The organism is Streptomyces sp. PSU-S4-23 (assembly GCF_055632315.1).
This window is the reverse complement of sequence record NZ_JBVMUU010000001.1, coordinates 22,378-47,177: the sequence shown is the minus strand read 5'-3', so window position 1 is coordinate 47,177 and position 24,800 is coordinate 22,378. Positions and strand designations below refer to the sequence as shown.

The 24,800-nt window shown below is 69.9% G+C and carries 26 protein-coding genes; 14 read left to right on the top strand and 12 right to left on the bottom strand.

The window, feature by feature from the left end; all coding sequences use genetic code 11:
- Nucleotides 1–59 precede the first annotated feature (59 nt).
- From ACZ79I_RS00255 to ACZ79I_RS00245, 3 genes are all read right to left on the bottom strand, one after another.
- On the bottom strand, nt 60–245 hold the full coding sequence (locus tag ACZ79I_RS00255) for a hypothetical protein (RefSeq protein ID WP_471492954.1): 186 nt from the start codon (nt 243–245) through the stop codon (nt 60–62).
- An 82-nt stretch (nt 246–327) separates the two neighbouring features.
- A complete protein-coding gene (locus ACZ79I_RS00250) occupies nt 328–504 on the bottom strand; it encodes a hypothetical protein (RefSeq protein WP_471492952.1) in 177 nt (58 codons plus the stop codon).
- 159 nt (nt 505–663) lie between these two features.
- Nucleotides 664–1,272, bottom strand: coding sequence for a hypothetical protein (locus ACZ79I_RS00245; RefSeq protein WP_471492950.1), 609 nt, complete (start codon nt 1,270–1,272; stop codon nt 664–666).
- Between the two features lie 426 nt (nt 1,273–1,698).
- On the opposite strand from ACZ79I_RS00245, the gene ACZ79I_RS00240 reads away from it, so the two are divergent.
- From ACZ79I_RS00240 to ACZ79I_RS00230, 3 genes are all read left to right on the top strand, one after another.
- Nucleotides 1,699–2,490: a GntR family transcriptional regulator gene (locus ACZ79I_RS00240; protein WP_471492949.1), complete on the top strand. Its 792-nt coding sequence runs from the start codon at nt 1,699–1,701 to the stop codon at nt 2,488–2,490.
- A 179-nt stretch (nt 2,491–2,669) separates the two neighbouring features.
- Nucleotides 2,670–3,707, top strand: coding sequence for an AAA family ATPase (locus ACZ79I_RS00235; RefSeq protein ID WP_471492947.1), 1,038 nt, complete (start codon nt 2,670–2,672; stop codon nt 3,705–3,707).
- On the top strand, nt 3,704–4,273 hold the full coding sequence (locus ACZ79I_RS00230; RefSeq protein ID WP_471492945.1) for a phosphotransferase-like protein: 570 nt from the start codon (nt 3,704–3,706) through the stop codon (nt 4,271–4,273). Before ACZ79I_RS00235 ends, ACZ79I_RS00230 begins: the two co-directional genes overlap by 4 nt.
- A 7-nt stretch (nt 4,274–4,280) precedes the next feature.
- Here the strand turns inward: ACZ79I_RS00230 and ACZ79I_RS00225 are convergent, their stop codons facing one another.
- Complete coding sequence (locus ACZ79I_RS00225) at nt 4,281–5,120, bottom strand: NAD(P)-dependent oxidoreductase (RefSeq protein ID WP_471492944.1); 840 nt, start codon at nt 5,118–5,120, stop codon at nt 4,281–4,283.
- A 4-nt stretch (nt 5,121–5,124) separates the two neighbouring features.
- The gene (locus ACZ79I_RS00220) at nt 5,125–5,775 is read right to left on the bottom strand and encodes an HAD family hydrolase (protein WP_471492942.1); all 651 of its coding nucleotides are present in this window, start codon (nt 5,773–5,775) and stop codon (nt 5,125–5,127) included.
- A gap of 114 nt (nt 5,776–5,889) precedes the next feature.
- Here ACZ79I_RS00220 and ACZ79I_RS00215 point away from each other — a divergent pair, with 114 nt between their 5' ends.
- From ACZ79I_RS00215 to ACZ79I_RS00190, 6 genes are all read left to right on the top strand, one after another.
- On the top strand, nt 5,890–6,189 hold the full coding sequence (locus tag ACZ79I_RS00215; RefSeq protein WP_093545984.1) for a helix-turn-helix domain-containing protein: 300 nt from the start codon (nt 5,890–5,892) through the stop codon (nt 6,187–6,189).
- 836 nt (nt 6,190–7,025) lie between these two features.
- Complete coding sequence (locus ACZ79I_RS00210) at nt 7,026–9,206, top strand: hypothetical protein (RefSeq protein ID WP_471492940.1); 2,181 nt, start codon at nt 7,026–7,028, stop codon at nt 9,204–9,206.
- A gap of 311 nt (nt 9,207–9,517) precedes the next feature.
- Nucleotides 9,518–10,189 (top strand): hypothetical protein, encoded by a 672-nt coding sequence (locus tag ACZ79I_RS00205; RefSeq protein WP_471492939.1) that lies wholly within the window; start codon nt 9,518–9,520, stop codon nt 10,187–10,189.
- Between the two features lie 325 nt (nt 10,190–10,514).
- Nucleotides 10,515–10,739, top strand: a complete 225-nt coding sequence (locus ACZ79I_RS00200; RefSeq protein ID WP_181139273.1) for a hypothetical protein — start codon at nt 10,515–10,517, stop codon at nt 10,737–10,739.
- The gene (locus ACZ79I_RS00195; protein WP_471492937.1) at nt 10,736–11,305 is read left to right on the top strand and encodes an RNA polymerase sigma factor; all 570 of its coding nucleotides are present in this window, start codon (nt 10,736–10,738) and stop codon (nt 11,303–11,305) included. The genes ACZ79I_RS00200 and ACZ79I_RS00195 overlap by 4 nt, the downstream gene beginning before the upstream one ends.
- Nucleotides 11,305–12,018: a hypothetical protein gene (locus ACZ79I_RS00190; RefSeq protein WP_471492935.1), complete on the top strand. Its 714-nt coding sequence runs from the start codon at nt 11,305–11,307 to the stop codon at nt 12,016–12,018. Before ACZ79I_RS00195 ends, ACZ79I_RS00190 begins: the two co-directional genes overlap by 1 nt.
- A 183-nt stretch (nt 12,019–12,201) precedes the next feature.
- On the opposite strand, the gene ACZ79I_RS00185 is transcribed toward ACZ79I_RS00190, so the two are convergent.
- A complete protein-coding gene (locus ACZ79I_RS00185; RefSeq protein ID WP_471492933.1) occupies nt 12,202–13,197 on the bottom strand; it encodes a hypothetical protein in 996 nt (331 codons plus the stop codon).
- Between the two features lie 197 nt (nt 13,198–13,394).
- Here ACZ79I_RS00185 and ACZ79I_RS00180 point away from each other — a divergent pair, with 197 nt between their 5' ends.
- From ACZ79I_RS00180 to ACZ79I_RS00170, 3 genes are all read left to right on the top strand, one after another.
- Entirely contained in the window at nt 13,395–13,889 is a 495-nt protein-coding gene (locus tag ACZ79I_RS00180; RefSeq protein WP_471492932.1) for a hypothetical protein, read from the top strand.
- Nucleotides 13,890–14,237: 348 nt separating this feature from the next.
- Nucleotides 14,238–14,720: an RNA polymerase sigma factor gene (locus tag ACZ79I_RS00175; protein WP_471492930.1), complete on the top strand. Its 483-nt coding sequence runs from the start codon at nt 14,238–14,240 to the stop codon at nt 14,718–14,720.
- 290 nt (nt 14,721–15,010) lie between these two features.
- The gene (locus tag ACZ79I_RS00170) at nt 15,011–15,370 is read left to right on the top strand and encodes a DUF742 domain-containing protein (protein WP_471493046.1); all 360 of its coding nucleotides are present in this window, start codon (nt 15,011–15,013) and stop codon (nt 15,368–15,370) included.
- A gap of 139 nt (nt 15,371–15,509) precedes the next feature.
- Here ACZ79I_RS00170 and ACZ79I_RS00165 read toward each other — a convergent pair whose 3' ends face one another.
- From ACZ79I_RS00165 to ACZ79I_RS00145, 5 genes are all read right to left on the bottom strand, one after another.
- Nucleotides 15,510–16,355: a hypothetical protein gene (locus ACZ79I_RS00165; protein WP_471492928.1), complete on the bottom strand. Its 846-nt coding sequence runs from the start codon at nt 16,353–16,355 to the stop codon at nt 15,510–15,512.
- A 66-nt stretch (nt 16,356–16,421) separates the two neighbouring features.
- Entirely contained in the window at nt 16,422–17,546 is a 1,125-nt protein-coding gene (locus ACZ79I_RS00160; RefSeq protein WP_471492926.1) for a helix-turn-helix domain-containing protein, read from the bottom strand.
- Between the two features lie 172 nt (nt 17,547–17,718).
- Nucleotides 17,719–18,297 carry a hypothetical protein gene (locus ACZ79I_RS00155; protein WP_471492924.1) on the bottom strand — a complete coding sequence of 193 codons (579 nt, stop codon included), beginning with the start codon at nt 18,295–18,297 and terminating at the stop codon, nt 17,719–17,721.
- 240 nt (nt 18,298–18,537) lie between these two features.
- Entirely contained in the window at nt 18,538–18,900 is a 363-nt protein-coding gene (locus ACZ79I_RS00150; RefSeq protein WP_471492922.1) for a hypothetical protein, read from the bottom strand.
- A gap of 58 nt (nt 18,901–18,958) precedes the next feature.
- A complete protein-coding gene (locus ACZ79I_RS00145; protein WP_471493044.1) occupies nt 18,959–21,634 on the bottom strand; it encodes an ATP/GTP-binding protein in 2,676 nt (891 codons plus the stop codon).
- Nucleotides 21,635–21,749: 115 nt separating this feature from the next.
- Between ACZ79I_RS00145 and ACZ79I_RS00140 the strand changes: the two genes are divergently transcribed.
- Nucleotides 21,750–22,694 (top strand): ETEC_3214 domain-containing protein, encoded by a 945-nt coding sequence (locus ACZ79I_RS00140; protein WP_471492921.1) that lies wholly within the window; start codon nt 21,750–21,752, stop codon nt 22,692–22,694.
- A 30-nt stretch (nt 22,695–22,724) separates the two neighbouring features.
- Nucleotides 22,725–22,997 (top strand): hypothetical protein, encoded by a 273-nt coding sequence (locus ACZ79I_RS00135; protein WP_471492919.1) that lies wholly within the window; start codon nt 22,725–22,727, stop codon nt 22,995–22,997.
- Here ACZ79I_RS00135 and ACZ79I_RS00130 read toward each other — a convergent pair.
- Entirely contained in the window at nt 22,967–24,796 is a 1,830-nt protein-coding gene (locus ACZ79I_RS00130) for a zeta toxin family protein (RefSeq protein ID WP_471492917.1), read from the bottom strand. The genes ACZ79I_RS00135 and ACZ79I_RS00130 overlap by 31 nt on opposite strands.
- Between the last annotated feature and the right edge of the window lie 4 nt (nt 24,797–24,800).

The following is a 24,800-nucleotide window of genomic DNA, read 5'->3' as shown; positions in this document are numbered from 1 at the left end:
CGGCGCTCTCCGCCGGCCCCGGCCGGAACGACGCGGGGACGACGGGCAGGGCCGGGGGATCAGCGCTGCTGCCTCTGGCGTGCGTTGTAGGCGTCCTGGAGGCGGGCGAACCGATCGTGGATCGGCACCCCCTCCGCGCACGGCGTCTCGCCCTGGCAGGCCGGGCAGTCGGCGGTGTGCTTGGCGGAGTCCTCGAACGCCTTCATGTAGCGGACGAACAGGTCGTCGGTCAGGCGGGCGCTCACCGGTTGTCCCCGGCTCGCTCGTTCTCCGAGCGCCGGTTCTGCTCCCGGTTCTTCTGCGAGAGCGCCTCGCGTTCGGCGTCGGTCATGCCGCCACCGCCCAACCGGTCTGCACCGTGGCGATGCTGGGCACGAGGACCAGGGCGGCTTCGACGCGGGCGGCGTCCTCGGGCTCGTAGCCCTTGGCGTCGTCCTCGCGCTCGATGTCGTCGATGATCCTGGCCCGCGGCCGCGCCGTGGTGCGTGTCATGCTGTGCTGCATCAGGTCCTCCAGTCAGGTCCTGGACAGCTCCCGGGCCGCAATCCCAAGGGCTGTCGCGATCACTCCCCATTTGGGGAGCTGACTGCTTGTACGAGCAGCCACGGCCCCGGCCTCCCCTTCGCGGGGTGGCCGGGGCCGTGGTCGTTCGTTCGAAGCGAGTCAGCTCGCGCTGCGCTGGGGGTGCAGCGTCTTGAGCGGTACCGGCGGCGCTCCCAGCGGCGCGGCACCGTCGGGCAGCTGCGCGCGGCGGGTGTCGGCGTCGCGGACTGCGGACTCGGTCGCCGCCCACTGTTCCTTGCGCAGCAACCACAGGGGCCGGTCGTTGCTGCGCTCGTCATCCGCCGACGTCTGCTTCTGCGCGGCGATCTGGCTGACGGCCGGGGCGACCGCGACCTTGGGCTTGCGCCGCACGGTGGTCCGACGGCGGTGGACGGTCTCCGAGTTGCCGTCCGTCAGGCGCTCCTCCCACTTCCTAGCCGTGACGTTGATGGTGACCAGGCGGTTGCTGCCCAGGCGGCACCGGACACCCACGTCCTTGCCTGCACGGCCGGTGTCGTGCGGCACGACCTTGGGCTGCTTGGTCTGGAGGCCGGTGATCGGCACCCACGTCTCGCAGTCGGGGCAGACCAACGACGCGCAGGCCGGCCGCAGGTCGTACTGGTGGGGCTTGAGGGTGGAGAGGACCAGCGCCGGGCGGGCGTTGACAGTGCGGGAGCGGGTCCGGCTCCGGCGGGGGCGGGCGGTGCGCTCAAGGGTCGAAGCAGACATCGGAACTCCTCACGGACGGAGTGACGGGGACGCGGGTCGCGATGCTCTCTCCGCCCTCCGGGCCGCACGGCACGAGGCCGGCGTCCCGTAGGACAGACAGCGCACAGCGCTGCGACGTGCACACAGTCATCGCGGCCGTCAGGCTCCGGGGGAGTTCGATGGTGCTCTCGCGTCCTCAGCGAGCTGAGGACTACCCCGGCCGCCCCGAGGGGCGGACGACTACTGCGGTCTTGCAGTGGTGCAGAGGGGCGTAACCCCCGCTCAACGGAGCGTTAGGGCTATCGCTATCGCCTAGTAGAGACCATGCCGGGCTATCGCGTCAATAGCGATAGCTCTATTCATGTCGATCGGTTGTGCTCGCGCATCGCCGCCTGATAGAGCTAGCCCTAGAATCAGATCCGCGCAGCACTCTGAAAGGTGGCTCCGATGCCCGTCTCGTATCGCGACATCGCCGCTGACCTGCGACAGCAGATCGGCGAGGGGCGATACATTCCGGGCGACAAGCTGCCGATGCTCACCGAGCTCCAAGTCCAGTACGGCGCCGGCTACCAGACCGTGCGAAGCGCCATCTCGCTTCTGGAGCAAGAGGGTCTGGTCGTCGCGGTGCGCCGCAGAGGGACCATCGTGCGAGAGCGCCCTGAGAAGCGGCGCATCACCCGGTCCCGCCAGGTCTTCCGCGATGAGATCGGCTACTACTTCGACCCGACTGCCCAACCGTGGGTGGCCTTGGAGCCGCCCACCCTGCGTTGGGGCATCGTGCCGATCGATCTCGCTGCCCTCATGGGCCTCCCCACCGGATCCGAAGTCCTCGTTCGCGACCGCGTGATGGGAGACCCCGAGAGCAGGAAGCCGAAACAACTGGCCACCAGTTACCTGCCGGCCGAACTCGCTCGAGGAACTCGACTCGCAGAGGCCGACACGGGGCCCGGAGGCATCTACGACCGCCTGGAGGAGATGGGCCACCGCCCCCTCCACTGGAGCGAAGGTGTCTCCGCCCGCATGCCCTCGCCGGAAGAGGCGGAGGCGTTGAACCTCCCAGCCGACGTTGGCGTTCCGCTCCTGCGCGTCGTGCGAGTCACGACCAGCCCCAACGGCGAGGTCGTCGAGCTGAACGACACCAGGATGAGCGCCGAGGAATTCGAGATCGGCTACTCCATCCGACGCCATGCGAGTGCTCGGCTCGCTGATGACGACGGAGATGGTGACGACGACAACTGACAGCACCTCACGTGTCATGGCGTCCCTCCCACCGACTGACGTCGTGAGGACCATCACACTCGGGCCAGGCGGGGCGAACCATCACAGGGGCTTGTCCAAGTTCGTACGCACTGTCATTCACGCGTTTTCAACATCCGCGTATACATGCGATTTGCAGCCCGAACCCTAGGCTCGCAACCATGACGATGACGGAAAGGCAGAGGGTGGGGAAGCAGCGCACCGGGTGGAGGCCGGACCGGCTGCGGGAGCAGCGCGAGGCCCACGGCCTGACCCTAGAAAAGGCTGGCGAACGACTCCGAGAAGTCGCTGAGCGAGCCAAGCTCAAGGGCATTCCCGCCGCGAATCCCCAGACCTTGTGGCAGCACGAGCAGGGGGAGGTCTATCCCGGCCCGCACTACCGGCGCGCCTACTGCCTGCTGTACCGCGCGACTGAGCCGGACCTTGGCTTCCGTGCCGCGCTGCCGGGGGAGGAGACGTCTTTCAAGCTCACGCCGATGGACGACCGCCTCAACGGCTCGCACGTCTTGGCGGTTGAGCGAGCCATCCACCGCATCGCGCCGGGCTCGGACAAAGCCGACCACTTCGACTTGCAGCAGCGGATCATCGACGCCTGGAAGCGCCGGCACACGGGCGGTGACCCTCACCGTCCCGTGCTCATCCTGGTCGGCGGCTTCGCCGGCAGCGGGAAGACCGAGCTCGCCCGCTTCTTCGTTCAGCTCACCGGCTGGCCGCTGCTCGACAAGGATCCGCTCACCCGCCCGCTCGTGGAGCGGCTCCTGGTCGCGCTGGGCGGTGACGCGAACGACCGGCACACCGAGCTCTACCGCGAGAAGGTCCGACCCGTGGAGTACGACTGCATGATGCAGTCGGCCATGGCCAACATCAAGTGCGGCATCTCCACGGTGTTGACCGCGCCGTTCATCTCCGAGATGACTGACTCGGACTGGATGCAGCGCCTGGCCAACCGTGCGGGCTCGATGGGTGTCGACGTCTTCCCGGTGTGGGTCCGCTGCGACGAAGAGTCGATGCGCGAGTACATCGGATTCCGCTCAGCGGCCCGGGACGCGTGGAAGCTCCAGCGGTGGGACGAGTACATGGCCACGATCGACCTCGACCTGCGCCCGGCGGTACCGCACCTGGTCGTCGACAACCGGCTGGGGACCGCGGTGACGCTCGCGGACCAGGCCCGGCAGGCGATGGGGGCGATGTACGCGTGACGGAGAAGCAAGGCGTGATCCTCTACGGCCCGCCGGCCTCGGGCAAGGACACCGTCACCGGCGCGCTCAGCGAACTCGATTCCAGGTATGCGCAGTTCGCGCGGCTCAAGGTCGGAACGGGCAAGTCGGACGGCTACCGGATGGGCACGGCGGAGCAGCTGCTCGAGCTGGAGGCCGCGGGGGATGTCGTCTACGCGAACGCGCGGTACGGCAACACGTACGCGATCGACCGTCCCGGCGTCGACGCCGCGTTCGCGGCCGGGTTGCCCGTGGTGCACCTCGGTCAGGTCGACGGCATCCGGGCGCTGGTCGACGGCTACCCGGCCGACTGGTCGGTGGTGCTGCTGTGGTGCCCGCGCGCGGTGACCGAGCAGCGGTCGGCTGGGCGCGGTGACAGCGACACCGCGGCGCGTCTGGCGGCGTGGGACGCGACCCGCGAGGACCTGGACGCGCACCCGGGCATGGTCTGGGACCTGACCGTGGACACCACGGCGGCGTCGCCGCAGGACGCGGCACGGCTCATCGACCAGCTGCTGGCGCAGCGGGCGGGAGCGGCGACGGCATGAGTGCGGGCTACGGCTGGGCGAGTCGGTCCAAGGCGTCGGTGAGCGTGAGCTCGCCGTCGTCCTTGGCGTCGTACCACCGTGCCAGCGTGGACGCGGCCGCGCGCAGCATCTCCTGCGGGAAGCCGGCGACCTCGAGCGCGTCGGCAGCCTCCTCCAGCTCCGGACCCCAACGCCACGCGCGGGCCGCGGTCTTCGCGACGTACTCCGGTTCCGCGAGGTACGAGTCGGTGCGTCGGGAGGCGACCTTGATGAGTTCCTGGTCGACGCCGTGCTCGCGCGCCATCCCGATCGCGAGCGCCACCAGCACCCGACTGGTCTTCTGGAACGACGCGTACGCCAGCTTCAGCGCGGATGCCTTCCCGACCTCCGTTCCCAGCACCGCCGTCCGGACGGCGGTGCCCGCGAACAGCGCCTCGATGCGCTCGGTCGCGGCGGCCGCGCCGGACAGGTACAGGGTCGGAGTCTTGCCGCCGACCGGCGGGGAGCCGACGACACCACCGTCCACGACGGTCGCGCCGTGTTCGTGCAGCGCGGCGATTCGCTGCACGCGCGTGGGATTGATGGCGTTCGCCTCCACGTACACCCCGGCGAAGCGGCGCCCGGCGACGTCGCGGGCCAGGTCCTCGGCAAAGGCTGGCGGGCAGAGGCTGATGACGATGTCGCTGCGTTCCATCAGCTCGGCCAGCTCGGCTACGGGCGTCAGGCCGAACCGGGTGGCGCGCTCCACAGACGCGGTGCTGCGCCCGGCCTCGCACCACAGAACCTCCGCCGCGTTGGTCGCGGCGCAGGCAGCGACGGCGGCGCCCATGCTGCCGGGGTGGAGGATGCCGACGGTCGGCTGGTCCACGGTGCTACTCCCAGGTCTCGTTGAGCAGGATGGTGATGGCGTCGGTGACGTCGTCGACGACGTGGTGCGCGGCGGGGAGTCCCTCGGGCCAAGGGCGGCCGCGCAGCCAGATGGTGCGCAGGCCGGCCTGGTGGCCACCACCGATGTCTCCGGTGGGGTTGTCGCCGACCATCCAGCCGCCATCCGCAAGGCTGACGCCGCACCGCGTGGCCCCGAGCTCAAAGAGGCGCCGGTCCGGCTTGCGGATCTCCAGGTCGCCCGAGGCGGCGACGCCGTCGACCAGGTCAGCGAGGCCGGTCCCGGCGAGCTTGGCGCGCTGGATGTCGCCGGCCCCGTTGGTGATGACGCCGATGGTCCACGCGGCCGCGCGCAGGCGGGCCAGGCCCTCGAGGACCTCGGGGCGGCAACTGACGGCGGCCGCCATGAGGTCGACGTACTCCTGCCACAGGTCCGCGGCCGACACCTCCAGGCCGAAGGATTCGCGCAGCCGGGCGAAGTCGCCAGCGGTCGCGCGGTCGGCCAGCGCAGCGTGCAGCCACTGTTCGGCATCTGGGGAGAGCGCATGGGAGCGGCACAGGCAAGTCAGCGCGTCGCTGAGCGCCGACTGCCGGTCGGCCAGCGTGCCATCCAGATCGAAGAACACCAGGCGGGCCACGGGAACGGACCCTACCGGGCCCTCGGTGGCACGCAGCTCACGGTGACGGTCCCTCCCCGACGGAGATCGCATCGTGTATCTTTCAGAGAACCATCGATCTTGAAAGGCTGCGCCGTGACCGACCCGGACCGCTTGAAGCGGGTCGACGCCCTCGTGGACGACGTCCTGCCGCCGCCAGCTGTGCGCGCGAAGCTGCGCCTTGCGGCCGGCCTCACACAGCAGGAGGTCGCGGAGGCCGTGGGCGTGAAGCGTCTTGCCGTGGCTCGTTGGGAACTGGGGCAGACCCACCCCCGGCGTCCGCACCGCGCTGTCTACTTGCACCTGCTCAACCGGCTTGCGGAACGGTATCCCGAGGCCGCGAAGCCGGATGAAGGCATGCCGACGCCGGCCTCGGAATCAAGGGGGTCGGGGTGACGTAGCCGCCACCGGCCGCGCGCCAAGAGGTGGACTCGCAATCCACCATGGCCACGCGGCCCGTCTCGCCGAACGGATTCGCAACCCGTGTCGGCCGCCCAGTCTCCGGTTCGCACCCGGCTCTGGGCTCCAGCTCCTCGAGCTGGCTCATCTCACACAACCGGTCCTTACGGACCAGCACTACCGCAGTCGCCCCTCTCGCAAAGGGGCTTCTGTACCCGGTTCCGTCGGCTTTCGCAGGCCGTCGGAACCACACAGCAACCGCCCTGAAGGGAGATCACCGCACACGACCAGCCCGAGGGCTGTCCGCATCACCCGTCCGACAGAAGGCCAAGGAGGCCCTCATCGTCCGGCGCCCGCTCCTCACGGAGAGGGCTGCCACCCGCATCCACCCGCTGGCCCTTCCCGTTTCGCGCGGGACGGTCCGACTCGCATATGGAAGTTGGTGTCCCCGTCATAGTGCCCGACCTGGTGTCCCCTTGTCAGCTCGACCGTGCCCGATTCACACCGGTTCGAGCCCCCCATGCTTCCCGCGTGACGGGAATCGCACGCCGCGTTTGCCCTGTTCGCGGCATTAATCGCGAAGATCCTTCGGGGTGGAGTGTCACACGCCCCACGGTCCGGCGCACCCATACCGAGAGGGGAACCCCTGTCCTCCTGGCGGCGGCGGCCGCCGCGGTGCTCCGGGGGCCCGTCCCGTGGGGCGGGACGCGATTCGAAGTCGTTGCCCGCCCGACGGGAGAGATCGGCGCTCTTGCCGGTTCTCGGCCTCTGTCCACAGGCGGTCCGCGCAAGGCTGCCAAGATGATCTCTTTCTCGTCCGTCCGGGTGGGCCGATGAGCGCCGTGGCGGCGTCGGTCGCCGTGCTCCCGCGCCCACGCACGAAGTTCGCCGGTGAGGCGTCGCGCCGTCGGCTGCGGTCGGTTCCGGTGCAGGCCGGTCCGGTCGTGCCGCTGGAGTTGGGCAACCCGCTCCAGCTGTCGAAGTCGATGCGGGCCCGGCTGTTCGCCGCGGTGCGTGCGCTGGTGACGTCTCCAGCGCTGGCCGGTGCGTCGGACGGCGCGCGGCTGGCGTCGGTGGTGCTGACGGCGAAGTCGAAGGTGGCCGACGACTACCAGGCGTCGATCTGGGCGGCGGAGCTCGGTCGGTGGCTGGGGGTGTCGCAGTCCACGGTCGCGCACACCGTGCTGCCCGAGCTGCGCGCTGCCGGGTTCCTCGGCTCGAACGTCGCGACCAACAGCTTCGGGCACGCGACGGGCCTGGAGTGCTGGGTGATCCCGATGTACCGGGCGCAGAAGGCCGGCGACCGGCGGCACCCGCTGGCGCTGTCCCGCTCGGAGCTGGCGGTCCTGCTCAGCCTGTGCGAGGTGCTGTTCGGTCCGGGGTGGGCGCCGAAGGACAAGGAGCCGGTCCCGGCCGGGCTGCTCGCCGGTCGTACGGGCCGGGGTGCGGCGACGGACCGGCTCGGGCTGCTCCTGATGGTGCTGACGACGGGTTCGGCGGGCTGGCTGCAGCTGTGTCCCGGGTCGGTGGACACCGGCCGCGGGCGTCCGGCGGCGACGGTCGCGCGGCTGCTGGGCTGCACGGCAGCGGCCGGGGCGAAGGTGCTCAAGCGCCTCCAGGAGCACGGCGTCGCGGACGTGGTGCGCAAGGAGACCGGCTCGGGCCTGAACGCGCAGTCGCGGGTGCGCCTGGTGCCGGTTGCCGAGGCCCCCGGCGTGGCCGTGCGGGAGGGCCGCCGGGTCGCCAAGGCTCTGCTTTCAGACCTCGCCGGTACTGCATCCGGAGATCTTGATTCCGGCGAGACGGGCGAGACCCTTGTGACGACTGGGGTGAAGTGCGTCGAACAGGGCGGGATGGCCGAGTCGGCAGACCTCGCCGCAACTGCACAGCACCACGCTCTCCACGCTTCTGTGGTTACTCCTGGTGGTTCTCTCGCTCTCTCTGGTGGCTTTTCCGGCGAAGGCCGTGGTGGGACCGGTGGTCTGCCGGACCGCGCGTGCGTGCGCGAGGACGGCGGCCCGCTCTGCGGGGAACAGCAGGAGAGGTCCCCGTCGATCAGCAGTGAGAAGCCCGGCTGCGGGCCGGTGGCCGGTACTCCGGTGCGGGTCGTGGACGGTGAGGGCAGGCAGCAGCGGGGGAGGGTGCCGCTGCCGCCGGAGGATCTGCGGGCCGTCCTGGCTCCGGTGGACCTGGTGTGGGCGCGGCTGGAGCGTCCGGCTACCCGTCGCCTGGTGGAGGCCGCCGCCCGCAGTGAGCTGGGCAGGGTGGTTGGGTTCGTCGGCCGCGCCGATGCACCACAGGTCCTTGCCGACCGGCTCGCCCGGCGTCTGGCCGACCAGATGCGGCTGGCCGGGCCGATCAAGGACCCGGTGGGCTGGCTGATCGGCCTCGGCCTGCCGCAGCGTCAACAGTGCGGCGACGTGCGGTGCGATGACCGGGTGCTGCTCGACTCCGGGCAGGACTGCCCACGCTGCGAGGAGAAGCAGGCCGACCGCCGCGACCAGCGCCGTGCGGTCGCGGCCGCCGTCGACGCTGCCATGCCACAGGCCTCCGAAACCGAGCGCCGCACGGCGACCGAGCAGCAGCTGCACCAGGACGTGACGGCCAGGGCGTGGGCGAAGGCGTACGAGTGGGAGCAGGTCCGCGCCCGGCAGGCCGCCGCAGCTCAGGCCCGTGCCGAAGCCGCGGCCGCGCAGCCCGAGGACGACGCCCCGGCCGCGCCGGTGGCCCCAGTCGTGCTGCCCGCGCCCCGTCCGGCCGCCGCCGCCCCGGCCCCGGAGACCTTGGACGTCGGCGACGACCAGGAGTTGGTCCTCGAGGACCTGACCCGCGAGCAGGTGCTGGACTGGCGTAACCGCGCCGCCGTCGACCACCAGGTCGTCCACGACCACATCGCCCGGTACGGCGAGCACTCCGCGCAGCGCCTGTTCACGAGGTCGTTCGTCGCGACCGTGCAGCGCCTCGCGGGCCTCGGTCACCTGGACCTCGGCTACACCCCGTGGGGGCAGGCGTGAGCGGCGGTGAGACGTCCGGCGTGGACCTGGCCCGGGTCGCGCTGCGGGCCGCGAAGGCGGCGGCCAGAAAGCGAAGGCGAAGCCGCGGATGGTCCGCACGGTGCGCCGCGACGGGCGCGAGCCGATGGGCCTCGGAGCGGCGATCGGCGCGCTTGTCACCGAGCGCGCGTGGGAGCTGCGGTGCGGGTGGCCAGGTCGAGGTCGAAGGCGTCCAGCAATGACCCATGGAGCCGACCAGGCCGTGCCGGGTGAGGACGGCGGCCCGGTGGGGGAGCATCTACTCAATCACCACCTGATCGTGAGGGGTCGTCATGCCTTCCGCCCGCTACGCCGCGCCGTCTGTCCTGTTCGCCTGCCTGTTGCTGACCGGGTGCTCGCCCAAGCCTGGCGACGGCACGGCCGGGTCGCTGGGCGCGACGCCGACGTCGCAGGCGTCGGCCGTAGGTGCGGGTGGCGCCCCCGGGTCCGCGATCGCTGTCGGTGCCGGCCCCCAGGCGGCGTACGCCGTTCAGCAGCAGCCGCCGGCGGGCAGCTGCCACTACCGGTACGAGAACGGCGAGCCGCTTCCGGATCCGAAGTGCACGCCCGGAGCCGTCTCTCCGGCTGTCACTCAGGCGAACCTGAAGTCGACGATCTGCCGCAAGGGCGGCTACACCAAGGGCATCCGGCCGCCCGTCTCCGTCACGAGCAAGGAGAAGAAGCTGAACGCTGCCTCCTACGGCTACACCGGCCGCCCGGGCGATGCCGAGTACGACCATCTCATCTCGTTGCAGCTCGGCGGCGACCCCAACGACGAACGCAACCTGTGGGTGGAACCCGCCGACCCCGGTCACAAGTCCGGCAGCGGCGTCAACAACAAGAAGGACCCGGTGGAGACGAAGCTGCACACCGCGGTCTGCGGCGGGAAGGTAACTCTCGCCGCCGTCCAGCAGGCCATCGCCAGCGATTGGACCACGGCCCTGGCCAAGCTGGGCCTGAACTGACGCCCGGGCGGGCCTGAAAGGGGGCAGCTGAGCGGTGACCGCTCAGCTGCCCCCGTCACTGTGTTCGAACACGTGTAGCGCGTGGGTGGCTTGGGGTGGCGAGCCCTGGCGAACACATGAACAGTAAACGTGACATCCATCACAGCACGATGTGTGGGTGCAGGTCACACGGTGAGTCACAAGCGGATCGTTGCGCTCCGTCAAGAACGTGTGCCGCAGAGTTAACTCCCGGAGGTCTCCCCAGCGGTGAAGGGGATGAGACCGCGAGGTCTCCCCCTGCTCAGCAATGACGCGGTGGGGGCCAAGTTGAGCAGAAGGAGGGTCTGTGGGGCTTCACTGGGCCTGGCACGCGCTGGCGGTGGCCGGCGCCTGCCGGATGACCGCAGTTGCCTTCGACGCCGTCGTCCGACGCGTCGTCCGCATCGCCTCGCTGGCTCGCGACGAGCACCGCTCCCGCGCACGCGTTTTCGCACCACCCCCCGTCCTGCCCGCCGGACTGCACCCCACTGCGGGGACCGCTGTTCCGCCGCCCGCCGTGGAGGAGCTGTGACCAGTCCTGACGAGCAGGACTTCGGCGTGATCGAGCCCGCCGAACTCCCGACCGATTTCGAGGCGTTCTTCACCGGCCACAAGAGCGAGTTCATCAGGGTCGCCGGCGCTCGCACGCGCAACCCGCACGATGCGGACGAGGTGCTCATGGACGCCGCGGTGGTGATGTACCGCAAATGGGAGCGGATCCTGGCACATCCCAACCCGATCGCGCTCGCCCACCGCATACTCGAGAACGCGATCGCCGACTTCTACCGGCGCCGTGCCCGCACCATCGGCCGGGAGGTCAGCTACGGCGAACTCAGCTACGCCGACGTGCCCACCGCAGACGACCTGCTGCTGCTACGTGGCCATGACGGCCTGGACCGCGCTCTGGCCGAACTCGAACAGCGCGCTCCTCTCCAGGCAAACTGCGTTCGCCTGCGCTACCTTGCGGAACTCGACTTCGCTGACATCGGCGCGCGCCTGGACATCACCGCAGGCGCCGCGAAAGTCAACGTCCACCTCGGTCTGAAGAACCTCAGCCGCCTCATCAGTCTCCCGGATTTGGGGAAAGGGAAGTCCTGATGCTGGAAGATCTCCTGCGCGTCGAAGCGCAGGCCCTGCACCGCACCTACGACAACCACGACACCGACGACTTCATGCGACGCCTCGCCGTGCGCATCGCCCAGGACGCCGCGCGACCGTCCCGAGTCACCCGCGCTGTCCTGGCTCCCGCCCCTCAGCGCGCCCAGGGGCCGCAGCCTGCGGCGGCACCCGTGCCCAGCCGCCCGGCAGGGACACAGCCACGCATGCGCCGCGGCCTGCGTCGGCGTCCCACACCGATTATTTGCCCGGACCCGGCCGCCAGCCCGACGGCTGTAGTCGATCACGTCCGACGGCTGTGCGAGTTGGTGCTGCGCTCCAACGACATCGACTCCCTGGCCGACTTCGCCGCAGACTACGACCCCAGGGGCGCGCGTACCTTCGCCTGCCTGCTCTACACGCTCGACCGGCGCGAAAGCGCCCTGTACTGGTGGCGGTTCGCTGCCGGCGGAGAGGACCCCCTCGCCGCCCACCTGCTCGCCGCTCACCACGCCGCCGTCGGGGTCAGCCCGGACGCCCGCCTGTGGCGGGCGCAGGCCCGCATGCTGGGCTTCACCTGCGACCGTCATCTCCCCCAACCCGTACGGCCCAGCACTCACCTGGCCGAAGGGTTCGCCCGCGCCGTCCCCTGGGGCAATGAGCTCAGCACCTTTATCAAGACCACGCGCCTGCCCAGAGAACTGGCAAGCCATTGAGCCGGCGGTGGAGAAGGCGGCGCGCAAGACGACACCAAACGGCAGGCTCGGCGTGTTAGGGCAGCCCTTCGAGCGGCAGTCATAGGGGCCGGTGGCCGATCGCCCAGGGAACGGACGTCACCCCGGCGTGCCCGTGTCGGCCGCGCGCAACAGGGTGGCGGCACGCCGGGCAGGCAGCGCTGATCAGGCGCCAGCCTCCTGGGGTTCATGGGGGAGGCCGTCGTCCAGGACGATGCGAATGGTCTCGCCTTGTCCGGCGACGTCGGCGAGTTCGGACGCGATGCGGTTGTAGGAGGTCACGGCCATGGCCCAGTCGCCCTCCAGCGGGGTGGCCGTGGAGCGGGTGTTCCACAACTCGATCAGCAGGGCGATGAGGGAGCGACCGGACAGGAGGGTCCGGACGCGGCCCTCCTTGAAGTCCTCGACAGCGGGCGGGGTGCGGAAGTGGCTGTGGTCGACAGCCAGGGCGGCGAGCCACTCCCACGTGTCGCGGTGCGCGATCAGTTCCGCGGAGGCTACACCAGCGGCCTTCAGCAGAAGGACACCGTGGCCGACTTGCGGATCCTCCGCACTGGCGGATGCCTGTGGTACGGCACCGGAAGGCTGGGCGTGGGAAGTGCCCTTGCCCTGGTAAGCGGCCTCGATGGCGTTCTTGAGAGCGAGGTCCTGCTCCTGGCTCCCGGCCTCGGGCTGTGGCTGGGGCTGGGGCTGGCGCTCAGTGTTCTCCACGGTTTCCTCCTGGGTGTCGGTGTCCGATAAGACGGCCGGATGGACTGCGGCGGGACCGCTGAAGCCGTAGTCGGCCTCCGCCCCGGGCTCCGGCGGCGGCGCGGTCTCCCCGGGACGCATCTGCACGCCCTCGTCGGCCTTCTCGCCCGCGGCCAGTGCGAGGGGACGAAGGACGTCGACCAGGTCCAGCAGTTCCCGAAGCTCGCCCCGGGTGTCGTTCAGGTCGCTGATCATCCGGTCCTGACGCCGACGGACCTCCCGGTTCTCCTCCCGCAATCCGGTGACACCACCCTCGATCTTTTCGAGGATCTTCAGGCGGCTCTGCGTGACGTCACCGTGCAGTGCGGTCAGCCCGACAGTCGGGTCATCGAGACGATCGAGACGTGCGAGTTGCTGTCGTATCGCCTCCAGTTCCTTCATGGCGTCACCGAACGCTTCTTTCCACCCCACGTAACCCCCTGATTACTCCGAGCATGCGACCGCCCATATCTCCCCACCTGGACTTGAGGTGACGCGACGGTTTCCAGCCCTTCCCTGGCCTGCTGCAAGCCAGGGCCTACGCCGGACGTCCCCCACGGGGCGGTGCCGGTGCCCGAGGGCTGGCAAGATCCGCTCCGTCGTCAGGCCGATGGGGTCACCATCATGGGATGGACACTCAACGCGTGCGCTACTACGCCTACTTCGCCTACCCGGACGCCACCGAATCGGAGGAAGACGAGCTGGAGCTGCGGGTGGAGACCTGGAGCGATGACGGCGTGGCCCTGGTCCTGGACGAAGAGGCCGGCCAGCTCGTTCCCGCCAGGGAGCGTCCCGGATTCCTGCGGGTGGAGCGGCATGACGTGCCGCAGGTGCGCGGCATCCTGCCGGGCGGGAACTGGCGGCTGCGGAAGAGGAACGACGTCAGCAACATCGGCCGTGAGGTGGTCGCGTTCCTCGTCTACGACACTCACGTCCGTCCCGTTACCGGCCTTCCGGCCCCGGAGAAGTCGAGGATCTCTTCGGCGACACATCATCTGTTCAGGTCGGACGACTACGGCTCTTCCCCCTGGCGCGGGGCCCCTGGTTACCCAGGGGCGCCGTTCTCGTCTCACGTGTCGGCCAGCCCCTCGAAATCCGGCTACTTGCCCTTGCCGATCAGGTAGTCGCCCGTCAGCCCAGGTCACCTGCCACGCACAACCTCCACCATCATGTGACTCACTTCACTTTTCATGTGAGTGGTCTCCGCTGGCTCTAGGTAGGCATGACGGAAAGCCACCCGCAGCTCCCCGAGCAGCTGGATCCTGTACCCGAACCGGCCGTGGGGTCAGAACGCAGCGAAACAGCCGGCTTAGTGCTGGTGATCAACACCGTTCTGGGAGGTCTCGGAACCCTGTACGTGACTACCAATTCGACGACGATCACGCTCGCTTCAGCTTTACTGGTCCTGCTGATTGTCGTCGTGAAACGCAGGAGCGGGCGCGACTCGCGCCCGGGCCGGAGAGGCGATCGGAGTGGACAGTGAGCCCGACAGCTTCACGGCCTTCTTCGAGAGCCACTATCCCCGGGTGATCGCCATGCTGGTCGCCCACCGCGGTTTCGCCGAGGTGATTGCGCAAGACGCGGCTGCCGAGGCGATGACCAGGCTGGTCCAGCACTGGGGAAAGGTGCAGGCCCCTCAGGCTTGGGTCCGAACGGTCGCGTTCCGGGTGGCCTGCCAACTGGCGGGGAATCAGCAAGCCGGGCTACCAGAGAAGGAGCTCGTTGACCGTGGATCGACGCAGGACCTTGTCGCGGCGGAGCTCGCTCTGGTTGCAGGAACCGCGATCGCGGCTCTGCCCCGGCGGCAGCAGGAAGTCATGACGCTGACACTGGTTGACATGACTCCTTCGGAGATCGCCGAAGTCCTGGGGTGCACTCCAGCGCAGGCGAGCGCCAACCTCGCTCACGCGCGCCGGGCCCTGAGAAGCGCGATGCGGATGGAGAGGGAGGCATAAAGATGGATCCGACACCCATCGGCGCGTCCAACTCGGCCGATCAGGATGCCACCTACGACCGGCTCGTCGAACGGTATTCCGCACCCGAGACCCTTTCGGCTGCGCTCGAACGGGTCACTGCCGAAGCCCGCAGACGGGCCACAGCCCGGGAAGCGGTAGCGGGCCAGCCATCCGCATTCCCTGCCGCGGACGCTGCAGACGCGCGCCATGAGACGAACCGGCCGCTTCACCAGCACAGCGACCGCCCTCGCCCGCAGAGCCTGCGAGGCGGTGGATCAGCTGGTAGAGAGGTGTACGGCGCCCGCTCCGGCACGGCAGCAGCCGTCGCGCCGTCCGTGATGACCGGCGGACGTACACGGCCGCGTTACTACCTGGCCATCGAGGCGCTCGTCTCCACCGCTACTGAACCTCACCAGTGGGCGGGAATGCTGCCGGAACACCAGCGGATCTGCCACCTGTGCCGGGAGACCAAGTCGGTCGCCGAAGTCGCGGCGCTCACCAACGTGCCCATTGGAGTTGCCCGCATCCTGGTAATTGATCTTGCGGAAGCAGGAATCGTCGCTGTTCACCAGCCGCAGGCCGCCGAGGCCGGCAGTGCCCCTGCCGTGAGCCTGCTCGAACGGGTTCTCAGCGGGCTCCGCAAGCTATAGCCAGCCACGGGCGCTAGGCGCGGCCTCGGCCGCCGGGCGGCTACCTGCCTCGCCCGGTGCCTATCTGGCTCGAGGGCTCGAGCAACGCTTGTTGGCAGCGCCCTGTCAGCGGGGCTGCGGGCCTCCTACTGCGGTGTTCTCAGGTCAGGCGGCTGATGTAGGCGGGGGCCACGGTGCGGATCGTGTCCTCTGGGATGTCACCGGCGTGGGCTTCGACGGCCAGGTCGACGCCCGGTGCGCTTTGGCGGCCGAAGAGGTCCTGGAGACGTTTGAGGCCCTCTGCTGCGGTGGCGCCGATACGCGGGTCCTGGACGAGTGTGGCGAAGGATTCGGCTACCTGGCGTGCGGGGACGGCAGCCATGATGCGGTAGACGTCACCAGCATCTTTGTTGGTGAGCCGGTCGGGTTTGGCGGCGGCCGCGGCGACGCGTTCGCTGATTTTGTATGCCTTGGCGACCAGGAGTGCAGCGGGGCCGGCCACATTGACGCTGATACTGCGTGTGTCGGCTTCTTCGAGGCTGGTGATGAGCATCGGGGAGCGGTCGACGGCGCAGACTTCCAGCCCCGGGGTCTTGCGGGCGGACATCTTTCCGTGCGGGTGGAGCCTGGCGCTCCGGCCGCCGTCGGCCAGCTCTGCGGCGACGAGCAGATCCAGCTCTATGTCGACGCTCTTCCCGCTCACCTGCTCGGAACGTCCCCACAGGCCGGGCTGGTTCTCGTACAGCAAGTCGAATCCGGCGCCGCGCAGTGCCTTTTCGAGGTCTGGCTCGTCTTCGAGCAGTATCGGGTCGATGCTCAGGTCACCATCCGACGTGAAGGGTGCGTTGCGTATGGCCGCCCCGGGGGTGCGCAGGTAGACGGCTTGGGCCCCGACCACCGTGATGGCGTCCAGGTGCGGGTGCAGGGCGGTGAGACCGTCGAGCAGGACCCGCCGTGCGGCTATGGTCAGCTCTTCCCGTTCCACGTCTTCGGGGATCTTTGACACGCCGCGCCTCGTCTTCGCCGGATCACCTTGCCAGGAAGGCTGATCCTAGTGGCGCAACTGCACTGGTCATAGGGGAAGTTGTTCCAAACGCCACAGATGTGGGTCTTCTTGCATGCGCTCCAGCACGGCTTCGCCTTCTGCCGGCATCCGGCCCGGGCCGGAGAGGCAGTCAAGGACAAGCTGGCTCAGGGCTACGCGGTGCAGTCCGGACTCCCACACGGTCCGCTCGAAGACCACCTTGTCATGGGCCCGGAGCAGCAGTACATCGGCGCCCTTGTCGACCCGTAGCAGCCCGAGTTCGTCCCCGATGTCATCAGGGGTGTGCGGTCCGGGGGGAACGTAGACCATCAACTGGCCGCCTACAGCGATCGGGGCGATAAGGCGCGCAGCGTAGGAGCCGGTAATGACGATCTGCTCGTTGTGCTCTTTCGCGAGCGTGTGCAGGCCGTTGAGTGCTGAGGGGATCCCCATCGGGGCGATCATTCCGACGTAGGGGTTGTGCCGGAGCAGGTTGAGGTGTTCGGCGCGAGCCCGCAGCAGCTGCGGCCAGTCCACGTCCGTGATGACCCGGCCGTCGCGCCGGATTAGCAGCTGGTCTTCGAGCGTGTCCAGAAGGCGGGAGACGTAGGGCAGGCTGAGGTGGGCAGCCTCGGCGAGTTCTCCCGCCCTGTAGGGCGGGGCCACATCGGCCAGAAGCCGCACGAGACGGCCCACCTTCGGCCCGGCCAGGGTCGCCTTGGTGTTCCGTGTGGGGCTTGATCGCGGCGGCCGCGTGTCGCCCTCGGTGTAGATGACGATGGCCGGCCTGGTGATGCGCAGAGACGTGTTGCCGGTCAGATCGATGTATCCGATGCCGTTCTCTCGCAGCATCAGCTGGACGCGCGGCGCGATCCAGGGAGTGATCACGACTGGGTTCGTGTAGTGGTTCACCTGCCGGACCAGATCGAGCTTGGGCAGCAGCTGTTCTTCGACCATGCGGGGGGTGACGTTGCTCTTCAGGTCGATCAGCAGCTGTGTAAACACACTGTCGCCTTCCGACTGCACCTGCACCAGCGCGTCGAGGTTCTTGCTGCTCCTGGCCTCCTGCGAGGGCGGCTGGATGGTGACAGCCCAGTCAGGACCGAGCAGGTCGCTAAGGACTTGCAGGCCTCGTGTCAGGAGCTCCTGCGGGGCCAGGTCGTTGAGATCCACTCGTCAATCCTGGCACGAAGAGTTACCCCAAGGGAAGAAAACTTGCTCCAAACGAGAACTTTACCGAGCTGGGCAAGCTTGCGGTCTGAGCAAGTTTTTCAAGGTGAGGACTTGCCCGGATGCGGAAAGTAGGCGCCTACGCAAGTTCTGGGCACGCGATGGTGACCCCAGGCTATGGGCGCTGGAGGTTCAGGTGCGTGCGGCGAGCGATGACCAGGCCGCGCCAGCGGTTGCGGACGCTGCCTTCGCCATCGAGCCAGCGGATGGCGGGTCCGTCGGGCCGGGGCTGGTCGCCCATCGCGGCGGCGATGGGGATGTAATAGGCGAAGTCGCCGTTCGCGGTCGCTTCGCGCAGCCGGCCTATGGCCGCGGCCAGGTGGTCCTCGGCGCCGCATACGGCGTGGTGGAAGGCGAGGGCGGTTTCCAGGAGCGGGGTGAGCCAGGAGAACCCGGCGACCGTGATCTTGGTGTGCAGCACGGTGACGCGACTGGGGATGTCGCGGTCAGTGCCGGCGTCGCGTGCGAGGGCGGCGACGTCGGCCAGGAGGGTGGTGGCGCGCTGATCGAGGCGGGCCAGGAGCTGGCGGGCGAGGGCGAGTTCGTCGTCGGCGCGGGCCGGGTCGGTGAAGGCGGCGGCTAGCGCGATGTGGGTCTGGGCGATGGCCTGTTCGCCGGGGCGTCGTGCTGTTCGGCTTCCGTCCGTGCGTCCTCGAAGGCGGCGCGGGTACGGTCCATGTCGCCGTGGGGCCACCAGATGTGTGCCAGGACGCGGTGGTGCCGGCCTTCCCAGCCCAGGGCGGGGACGGCGGCGAGGGCGGTGGGGAAGTCGCCGGAAATCCTGGCGAGGTTGGCCAGGCCGCGGCGGCCGCGCGGGGCGAGGCGGCCGCCGGCGTCGGCGACCTGGCGGTAGCGTCCAGGGCGGCGCCGGTCAGGCCGAGGTCCTTGTACGCCTTGGCCCGGTAGTACAGGGCGAGGTCGGTGAGTTCGCCGGTCAGCAGGCCGGTGTCCAGGACATCGGTGAGGCGTTCGGCGGTGAGTTCGCGGTGTTCGTGCTGGCGGCGGGCGACGGCGGTGAGGCGTTCGGCCAGGGCGTCGGCGGCCCCGGGGCCGGACCGCTGCCGACGTGAGTGGTGACGGGCGGGGCGATGGGCTCCCACACGGAGTCGTCGGTGTAGTCGAAGGCGGCGTCGGTGAGCCAGCCGGGGTCGGCCAGGTGGTGGTCGTGGGCTAGGCGCAGTCCCTGGCGTAGGCACGCGACCAGGAGCATCCGAGCCGGGACGACGGTGGCGGTGTCGCGGTCCTGCCACTGGTGGCCGAGCGCGGCCAGGGCGCGTTCGGCCGTGAAGGGAGCCATGGCCGGCGACTGTAGCGGTCGCGGCCAGATCTCTGACCCGAATACGCTCAGAGCCTGGTCAGGGGTGCTGCGAGATGCCGAGTTGGCGGCGGCGGGTGGTGACCAGGGTGTGCCAGCGTTCGTGGGTGGCCGGTTCGCCGTCGATCCACCGGGTGCCGGACGTGTCGGCGGGAACGTGGTCGATCATGAAGGCGGCGATGTCGCCGTAGTACGCGTAGTCGCCGCTGTGGGTGTTCTCGCGCAGCCGGGCGATCGCCCTGGCCGCCTGGTCGTGGTCGTCGCGCACGACGTGGTGAAAGGCGAGGGCGAGGTCGAGGGTGAGTTCGGCGTACGACAGGCCCGCGGTGCGGATGTCGGCGCGCAGGACCTGGGCGCGGTCGTCGATGCCGGCGTCGTCGCGGCCGGCGTCGCGAACGATGGCGGCGATCTGGGTGGTGAGAGTCGTGGCGCGTAGGGAGAGCCCGGCGAGCAGCTGCTCGGCGAGGGCAAGTTCGTCGGCGGCGGCCGCGGGATCGGTGAAGGCGAGGGCGAGTGCGCGCTGTGTCTGGCTGGTGGCGCGTTCACCGGCGACGCCGTGCTGTTCGGCTTCATCGCGTGCTGCCCCGTACGCGGCGGCCGCACGGTCCATCTCGGCGTGGGGCCACCAGACGTCGCCCTCGATTCGGTGGTGGCGGCCTTCCCAGCCCAGGGCGGCCGCGGTGGCCAGGGCGGTGGGGAAGTCACCGGCCGCGCGGGCGAGGTGGGCGAGGCCGCGGCGGGCTGCGGGGGCCAGGCGGGTGTCGCCGGCGGCGACGATCCGCATGCCTGCCTGCGAGGCGGCGGTGTCACCGAGGTCGCGGTGGGCCTTGGCCCGGTAGTAGAGGGCCATGTGCTGCAGGTCGTCGGGCAGCAGACGGCTGTCGACGACCGTGGTGAGCCGGCTCGCGGTGCGGGAGCGGTGTTGATGCTGGCGGCGGGCGAGCGCGCTGAGGAGTTCAACCAGGGCGTCGGCGGCCGTGTCCAGGCCCGCGCTGCCGGACTCGGGCGGGGCGAGAGGCTCCCAGACCGAGTCACTGACGTAGGTCCAGGCAGCAGGGGTGAGCCAGTCGAGGTCCAGGCGGTGATCCCGGGCCAGGCGCAGGCCCTGGCGCAGGCAGGCGACCAACAGGAGTCGGCCCGGCCCGTCGGCGGCCTGGTGCTGCTCGCCGAGGGCGGTGAAGGCGCGCTGGGCGGCCTGCTGCCAGTCGGTCAAGGTCCAGCGGTCGTCGGTGGTGTCGTCGGCGGTGCGGACCGCGGAGCGAATCAGGCCATGGAGGTGGAACGGCCACAGCCCGAAAGGGGTGTCGTAGACGAAGGGCCGCTCGGTCAGCCGCAGGGCAGGGCCTTCGTGGGAGAGGCCGGCGGCTCGGGCGGCGAGGGGCACGTCGAAGGCGTCCAGCAGGCTGACTGAGCGCAGGACGTGGCGTTCGTCCGGGGTGAGGTCGGTCAGGGTGCGGGCGACCAGGGCGGGGAAGTCGTGGTCGAAGTCGTCGGGCTGCGGGGCATGTCCCGTGCGGCGCAGTTCCAGGAACCGGGCGACGGACAGATCGAGGTGCAGGGGCAGGCCGTGCGAGCGGGCCGTGATGACCTGCCGGATGGGCTCGCTGATGAGGGGTTGGCCGTCGCGGGTGAGGCGGCGGGCGAGGTAGTTGTCGCAGTCCTCGGGGGAGAAGTCGCCGACCAGCACCTGCCGTCCGGTGACGGGTCGGCCGGGGGTGCGGGTGGCGGGCACGGCGGTGTGGGCGAGGCCGGGCCAGGCGGCGGGGCCGGTGTAGTCGAGTTGGCCCTGCAGGGCCGGGTCGGCCCACTGCAGGCGGGAGCGTCCGGTGATCACCCAGAAGGCGTTCGGCAGCAGCCACACCGTCCGCTGGATCAGCCGCTCCAAGTCGCGTCGGGTGCGGTCACCGATGTCCTCGAACGTGTCGAGCAGGACGACCGGCACGACTTTCTTACCGTCGGGGAGACGGGCGAGCTCCCAGGCCAGCAGGTGCGGGTAGAAGGACAGGGCGTCCAGGTCGGGTTCGGCCTCCAGAAGGTCCGCCAGCCGGGCGCAGCCCGCCAGGGCCCTCACGGTCCGGCGGTGTTCGCGCAGCGCGCCGATGAGGGCACCAGTGACCTGGCCGATGACCGATCCGACGGTGCCGGGCAGCATGAGCGCCTGGGCGACGTCGGCGAGCGCGGACTGCATCTGCTGTGGCAGCGCATGCCCGAACCGGTAGCCGAGCCCGCCGCGGCGCAGGTACTCCTCCAGCGGCTCGCCGGGGTGGTTGGCCTCCCAGTAGCGGCGCAGCGCCAGGTCGAAGGCCGGCAGCGGCCGCCCGATCCTGGTGAGCGCGGCCCGGATCGTCAGCACGATCTGCTCGAAGTCGGTGCCGGCCGAGCGGGCCAGGTCGATCCGCACGGGCAGGATCCGGTCGGCCGGCCAGCCCGGCGCGCCCCACTGGGAGGGGCGGTGTCCGGCGTCGGCGAGCGCGGCCTCCAACGTCCTCGACAAGGTGGTCTTGCCGATGCCACCGACGCCGTGGAAGACCAACACATTGGTGCGCGGCGCCTCAAGGTCCTCAGCGTCGAAGGCGGCGGAGGCGACGTGCTGCAGGTGGGCGGTGAGCGCGGCGGCGACCGTCTCCCACTGCGCGGCGCGATTCGTGAACGCCTCATCGGCCTCAACATTGCGGTCGTTCGTACTGAACAGGGCCCTCAAATCCCGGCCTGCCACACCCACCCCCGAATGATGATCACCTGCGGGCTCCAACCTATGCCCGCCGCACCCCGGTTGGGGAGCCCGCCCTGCTCCGGGGCGCCAGGCCGCGGGCGTACGGCATCCTTCAGCGATGAAGCCCGATCCCGAGCCCTGGTACAGCACCACCCTCAACCTCTGGCAGGTGGCCGGAGTCCTGGTCGCCAGCTGGACCCTCACCAAAACGCTGACCGAGGGATGGCGTCGCACAGTCGGCCGCCGGCGCTATGTCACCACGCGCCTCCGCAAGATCACCCCGGGTGTTCGGCACGACTATGTCGAGTCCCTGCTCGACAAGCCGCGGTGGCAGTCGACGATGCACGCCACGCGACTCGCCCCGGACGAGCGGCCCGAAGGAACCGATGACGGGGAGCGGAAAGTCGAGCTCACCGTCCGGACGTGGCTCCTATCGAGGCTCTGCTACCTGGTCACCTGGTGTGAGGACGACGTTGTGGTGATGTACGGGATCACCACAACCAGCTGGTGGTTCAGGCCCTGGATACGAGTTGGCAAGACGCGGATCAGGCTGGGCAAGAGCACCTTCGCGACTCTCCCAGACCACAGCACTGCCATCCATCGGGCCTGGCTCGGCAACCGCCGCTACGGCTACTTCGAAGAGCACTGGTTCGGCAACGTCGGCGGCTACCGCTCGTGGTACGTCGGCGTGAACGACTTTGGATACAACGCCTTTCCCGTCTCCGACGACTGGTTCGACGACTCGGACATCCGTCACACCCTGCTCCTGCCCGAGCCCCGCGAGGCGTACCGGGCGAGCGCGCCGATCAACACGGTAGTCGTCAGCGGCATCGCCCTGTTCGAAGAAGTTCAGGAGGGCACCTTCTTTGGTCTCTCCCTGGGCGTCGACCAGGACCTGGTCCGCCTGGCCGATCCCGAATATCACGTGCTCGACAGCCGGATCGGCCGAGCTCACCGACGGATCCGGGCCTGGCGCGGGGCCCTGCGATACCGCCACTGGGAGAAGAGACGGCAGGGCCGGAGACCGTGGTGGGCGAAGGCTCTCAGGCGGCGGGGACAATAACCGCCCAATCGAGATCAAAAGGAGTTTGCCATGCCCGGTACACCGGATCAGCCCGACTTCTCTGGCCTGGGCGGGGGCGAGGACCAGCATGCGGCCGACATCGTGCGGGAGGTAGTGCACTGGTATACCGAGCAGATCGCTGCCGAGCGGCGGGCCCCGGTGCCCGATGAGGAGCGCCTTGCGCAGCTGACGGCGGGCCGTACGGCCGCCTACCAGGACCTGCAGCGTCTGGAGGAGGCCGACGCGGAGGAGGAGGACCGCCTTGCTGCGCTCTACGCGGCGCGGCTGAGGGAGCTGGAGTAGTAGACCGTCCGCGGCAGGGGCAGCAGCCGTATGTCAGGGCGGTGCGCGGCGATCCGCAGACGTTGGAACCTGGCGTGCATCAGGGGGCGGGCCAGGGCGGCGATGTCGTCCAGTTCGTCGCGGTGCTGGGGCAGGGCCTTGCGCAGTCCTTGGTAGAGCTGGATGAAGTGGGTGGCTTCCTGCTCGGTGTAGGGGCGCTGCCGTTCAGCGGCCAGCGCCCATGAGGCCCTGCCGGGTGCGGCGGGCTGCTCCTGGCGCAGCAGGGCGTGGCCGTCGCGGCGGATCACCGTCACCGCGGTGATGGCCGGGTGGGTTTCGGCGGCCGCCGTGAGGTCGGCGACGGCCCGGTAGCAGCGGTCGTGCCCGGCGCGGGTGGTGAACCGTCCGGTGATTCCGGCTTGCAGGGCCCGGGCGTAGCGCAGGGCGGTGGCCAGGCGGCTGTCCGCTTCCCGCACGGCCAGCACCACCAGCTCCACCGGGTAGCCGGCCCGGGAGCAGGCGAGGGCGCTGTCGAGGACATCGTCCGCGCCGCCCGGGGCGGACTCGATGAGCAGATCGCCGCGCCGCGTGCGCACGTACTCTTCCGCTTGAGCGAACCACGCTTTGTAGTCGGTGCGGATGGCCGCGCCAGCGCCGCGGGGATCCTGACGGAGCATCTGGCGGTAGTCCGGATGTGCGGCCTTGAAGTCGTCGCCGACCAGCTTGGTCGTGCCGGGCCGCATCGCGCGCCGGACCATCCTGGCGGCCAGCAGCTTGCCCGCCCCGGGCTGGCCGATCACGTACACGGCGCGCGGATCGTCCCGGGGCGTGACGTTCGCCAAAACGGTCGGGGTGATCAGTTCGTCGAAGATCCAGCGGTGTTCGTCGGCGGACAGCCGGTGGTAGGCGACCCCGGGCGGCGCCGCGGTGGGCTGTGCGGTGCGGCGGACCGGCTCGGACCAGGCGGCCGCGCGTTCGCTGTCGCGCTGTACAGCCAGGCGCCTGTCCTCTTCGGTCAGCTCGGTGTGCACGCGCCGGTCGGTGCGGGCGAGTTCACGTCGGAAGACGGCAGTCTCGGGGGCCGTCCATGGCCGTGCCCGTTCCACCCGCACCGCCCGGTCCGCCGCGGGACGGCGACGCCAGTCGCCGTCGGGCGTGAGCTCGTTGGCGTACAGCAGAGTGCCGTCGCGCCGTACGACGGTGACGCGGTCGGCGAGCTGTTCGGCCTCGATGACGGCCAGGGTGTTCAGCAGGTTCTTCGCGCAGCTGTCGTGGTTCTCCCAGGACACGTACCGGCCGCATCCGACGGCGGCCTCGGTGAGAAAGCGGTCCACGATGCCCAGTTGGCTCAGGGCTTCGGAGGTGGCCACGGCGACGACCTCGATCCGGTGGCCGGCCGCGCGGTAGGCGCTGGAGGAGTCGCGGAAGTCGTCCGGGTCGGCGAGCGCCGACTCCACCACGGCGTCGAAGCCCATCTCGCGGACGTGGGCTTCGACGGCGGCCTGCCACCGCGCGGTGTCGGGGCGAACCAGGGCTCCGGCCGTACGGACGTCGGCCGCCAGGGCGTGGGCGTAGTGACGGTGGACCGGCTTGTACAGGTCCCGGCCGACCCGCACCGCGCCACCGCGCCGGTCCAGCACCGCCTGGACGAGGTCGGCGATCCACGTCTTACCAGCGCCTGGCTGCCCGGCGACGACGACCACGACCGGCCGGCGCTGGGCGACGGCGTCCTGAGTCGCAGACGGGAGGATCACGCGGTGCAGCACGTCGAAGCTCTCCTGCTCGGAGAGCACCACCGAGCCCCCATCTCGTCCTGGCACCACG